The organism is Rheinheimera aquimaris (genome assembly GCF_020531985.1).
Taxonomy (GTDB): domain Bacteria; phylum Pseudomonadota; class Gammaproteobacteria; order Enterobacterales; family Alteromonadaceae; genus Alishewanella; species Alishewanella aquimaris.
This window is the reverse complement of the sequence record NZ_JAJAVQ010000013.1, coordinates 1-3,371: the sequence shown is the minus strand read 5'-3', so window position 1 is coordinate 3,371 and position 3,371 is coordinate 1. Positions and strand designations below refer to the sequence as shown.

The window sequence follows — 3,371 nt, the reverse complement described above, 5'->3', positions numbered from 1 at the left end:
ATCAACGTGACCGATGGTGCCTACGTTTACGTGCGGTTTACTACGTTCAAATTTAGCCTTAGCCATGAATAGACCCTTTTTAACAAAACGGCGGTTGTTTAAATTAATTAAATGTTAGATAGCAAGAGAGGAGTCAAGATGGTGCTGATACCCAGAATCGAACTGGGGACCTCATCCTTACCAAGGATGCGCTCTACCGCCTGAGCTATATCAGCAACGTTTTGATTGGAGCGGGCAGCGGGAATCGAACCCGCATCTTCAGCTTGGAAGGCTGAGGTAATAGCCATTATACGATGCCCGCGGCCTACTCGTAGCTATTCGTCTGACGAAAATGGTGGAGGGGGAAGGATTCGAACCTTCGAAGGCAGTGCCGGCAGATTTACAGTCTGATCCCTTTGGCCACTCGGGAACCCCTCCACTAATGGTGCCGCTTATCCGAGTCGAACGGATGACCTACTGATTACAAGTCAGTTGCTCTACCAACTGAGCTAAAGCGGCACAACGTCAGTGGGTGCGAATTCTAGAGGAATGCCCTAAACCGTGCAATAGAAAAAACCAAAAAAGCAGGAATTTCCTACCTAAGCGTTCATAAAGTGCACAAATGAGCAGTTACATATCAATATAACGGGATAAACCATGGAAGATCAGCAATGGTTCGACAATCAGCGGCAAATCGGTTAGGTAAGGTTTAAGAAATTTACTGTCACCGCCCGTCAACAATAACTTCTGGCAAGGGTTTTGTTGCCATCCCAGTCTTATTGCTCCTAATACGCTAGCCAAACAGCCATTTTGTAAGCAGGTAACGGTATCCTCGCCGGGCTCTAAGCGACCATTAAACATTTCTGAATTAAAAACTTTTGCGGTGTTTTTCACCACTGCATGTTGCTGCATCTTAAGCCCAGGAATAATCCAACCCCCATTATGCTGACCGTCTTCACCGAGCCAATCTATTGTCACAGCAGTGCCGGCATCCACTATCATGACCCGGGAAGCGGGAAACAATAGCTGGCTGCCCAGCATAGCTAGCCATCTGTCTACACCCAGCGTCTGTGGTTGCTGATAAATGCTGCTCACACCATAAGCACGGGCTTCAGCGTGAACCTGACGCCAAGGTAAATGCTCCAAGCCGAGCAACTGTTTAATAACAGCAACTTTCTCCTGCGAAGCGACGCTGGCATAATAAATTGCTTTCAGCGACAATTTTGCTAAATTTTCGGGCGCAAGCTGTGGTAAAGCAGTCACTTTACCTTGCTTAACCAACGCAGCCTTTTCTCGGGTATTACCAATGTCCAACAATAAATACATGTCAGCTTCCCGCCCGCAAACTCAACTCGCCACCATAAAAAGCTTTTATCGCCTGATTTGTCTTGATCAGCAAAGCCCCTTGCTTGTCTACGCCCAAACACAGGCCCTCTGTTTCTGTGCTGCCGGATAGCTTTACCGGTTTCATGTAAAAGTGGTCCCGACGGTTAAACTCGCTGGCAAAATCAGCAAACCCGTGTTGGCTAAATTGCCGCAACATAGTAATTAACTTCTGTTGCAATTGTGCGACCAGTTTGTTTCGGTCGATAGGGTGAGGATAACCAGAACACAGATCGGTATAGGATTGATCAATGTAACTGCCTGATTGCGTGGGCAGCTGAATGTTTAGACCTATTCCAATAATGACATCGCATGCTGCATCAGCCTGACCAGCCAGCTCGACCAAAATACCTGCCAGCTTTTTACCGTCTATATAAACGTCGTTAGGCCATTTCACTGTAGGCGACAACTTGTAGCATTGCTCAAGCACACGGGATAACGCAATAGCGACGACCAGACTCAACCCCATAGCTGCCTGCACGCCTTGCTCCAGCCGCCAATACATCGAGAAGTATAAACTGGCACCAAACGGCGAATACCATACCTTGCCCCGTCGGCCACGCCCAGCCGTTTGCGCTTCTGCGACAATAACATAGCCGGGCGTTCTAACACTGCCATCTGTCACTTTCTGCATAAGTTGGCTGTTTGTAGAATCCGTGATGTTCTGCACCAATACATCGGGAGTTACAGCCTCTTTACACGCAATAATACAGGAAGCATCAAGCAGACTTAATGGTTTAGCTAAACGGTAGCCTTTACCTTTTACTTTATAGACATCGAGTCCGATCTCTTGCAACAGCTTTATATGGTTTGCAATCGCTGTACGACTTAGCCCAAGCTCGTCAGCAACCTTCTGACCGGATAAAAACTCGCCTTTACTAAGAAGCTGCAGCAGCTGACGCTGTGTAACCAATGCGGCTCTAGACATTAACACATCCATCAGCGTTTAACATACGCACTTCAGGCTCTAATTTGATATCGTACACGTTCAACACTTTCTGCTGAATTTCTGCTATCAATTCGCGCAACTGTGCAGCAGTTCCTTCGCCTCTATTTACTAATACCAGCGGCTGCAACTCGTAACAACCAATACCACCGTTCTGCTTTCCTTTGAAACCTTGTTGGTCGATACACCAAGCTGCCGGCACCTTGACATTATTATCTGCCAGCTTATAGCCAGGTAGATCAGGAAATAACTGCAGTAATCGTTGATAATGTGCTAACGAAACTACAGGGTTTTTGAAAAAACTACCACAATTTGCCAGTACTTTAGGATCTGGCAGTTTGCTATTTCTTGTCGCCACGACAGCATTAAATACCGTTTCGATATCGACATCTGCCCTTAAATGATCAAGCCCCTTATAATTCAGTATAGGTTTTGGTGTGTGGCTAAGCCGCAAACCAACACTGACAATAACACCTTTGCCGTTCAGTTCTTTTTTAAAAATACTGTCGCGATAGCCAAACTGACATTCGGCTGAATTGATACGCTCTACGTTATTAGTATGCCAGTTGTAAAAATCTACATAACTGCATACATCTGCTAACTCAACACCATAGGCTCCAATATTTTGTACAGGTGCGGCCCCCACAGTACCGGGGATTAATGCAAGATTTTCAATGCCCCATAATCGATTCTGTACCGACCAACTAACTAGTTGATGCCAGTTGTGGCCGGCCTCGACATGAACTAATACATGATCTGTGTCGGTATCAGCAACGGTAATACTCTCAGCTGTGTAGCGGCAGACTGGAACAAGCAGGTCTTGCATAAAAATGGTATTACTTCCTTCTCCAAGTACTACCGGCGGCGACGTAAAACTGAGCTGACGCAAATCCGCTAAAGTTTCACATTGATAAACTGTAACGAGCTTGGCGTTAAAACGAAAAGTTGAATAAGGAATAGCGGAGAGATTAGTAAAGGTTTGCATAGACAAGCCTGATCGTGAAATTGCTGTTATTGTAATGACCCTGCGACATCAGCGCAAACCCAGACTTTTAACGCAGTA

Annotated in this window: 3 protein-coding genes and 4 tRNA genes; all 7 read right to left on the bottom strand. The window is 46.1% G+C overall.

The window, feature by feature from the left end; all coding sequences use genetic code 11:
• Window positions 1-139: 139 nt before the first annotated feature.
• The 7 genes from LHL18_RS19605 to murB all read right to left on the bottom strand — a co-directional run bounded on the left by LHL18_RS19605 (window position 140) and on the right by murB (window position 3,293).
• Window positions 140-215 (bottom strand) — tRNA-Thr (locus tag LHL18_RS19605).
• Window positions 216-226: 11 nt separating this feature from the next.
• Window positions 227-301: transfer RNA gene (locus LHL18_RS19600), tRNA-Gly, on the bottom strand.
• A 31-nt stretch (window positions 302-332) separates the two neighbouring features.
• Window positions 333-417, bottom strand: a tRNA-Tyr gene (locus tag LHL18_RS19595).
• Window positions 418-422: 5 nt separating this feature from the next.
• A tRNA-Thr gene (locus LHL18_RS19590) sits at window positions 423-498 on the bottom strand.
• 111 nt (window positions 499-609) lie between these two features.
• Entirely contained in the window at window positions 610-1,305 is a 696-nt protein-coding gene (locus LHL18_RS19585) for a type III pantothenate kinase (protein WP_134059783.1), read from the bottom strand.
• 1 nt (window position 1,306) lies between these two features.
• Window positions 1,307-2,290: a bifunctional biotin--[acetyl-CoA-carboxylase] ligase/biotin operon repressor BirA gene (gene birA / locus LHL18_RS19580; protein ID WP_134059780.1), complete on the bottom strand. Its 984-nt coding sequence runs from the start codon at window positions 2,288-2,290 to the stop codon at window positions 1,307-1,309.
• Window positions 2,283-3,293, bottom strand: a complete 1,011-nt coding sequence (murB, locus tag LHL18_RS19575) for a UDP-N-acetylmuramate dehydrogenase (protein WP_226768317.1) — start codon at window positions 3,291-3,293, stop codon at window positions 2,283-2,285. Before murB ends, birA begins: the two co-directional genes overlap by 8 nt.
• Window positions 3,294-3,371: the final 78 nt, after the last annotated feature.

Bases quoted from the DNA above. Each gene is read 5' to 3' on its own strand.
- LHL18_RS19585 (WP_134059783.1), bottom strand. From the start codon at position 1,305: ATGTATTTATTGTTGGACATTGGTAATACCCGAGAAAAGGCTGCGTTG.
- birA (WP_134059780.1), bottom strand. From the start codon at position 2,290: ATGTCTAGAGCCGCATTGGTTACACAGCGTCAGCTGCTGCAGCTTCTT.
- murB (WP_226768317.1), bottom strand. From the start codon at position 3,293: ATGCAAACCTTTACTAATCTCTCCGCTATTCCTTATTCAACTTTTCGT.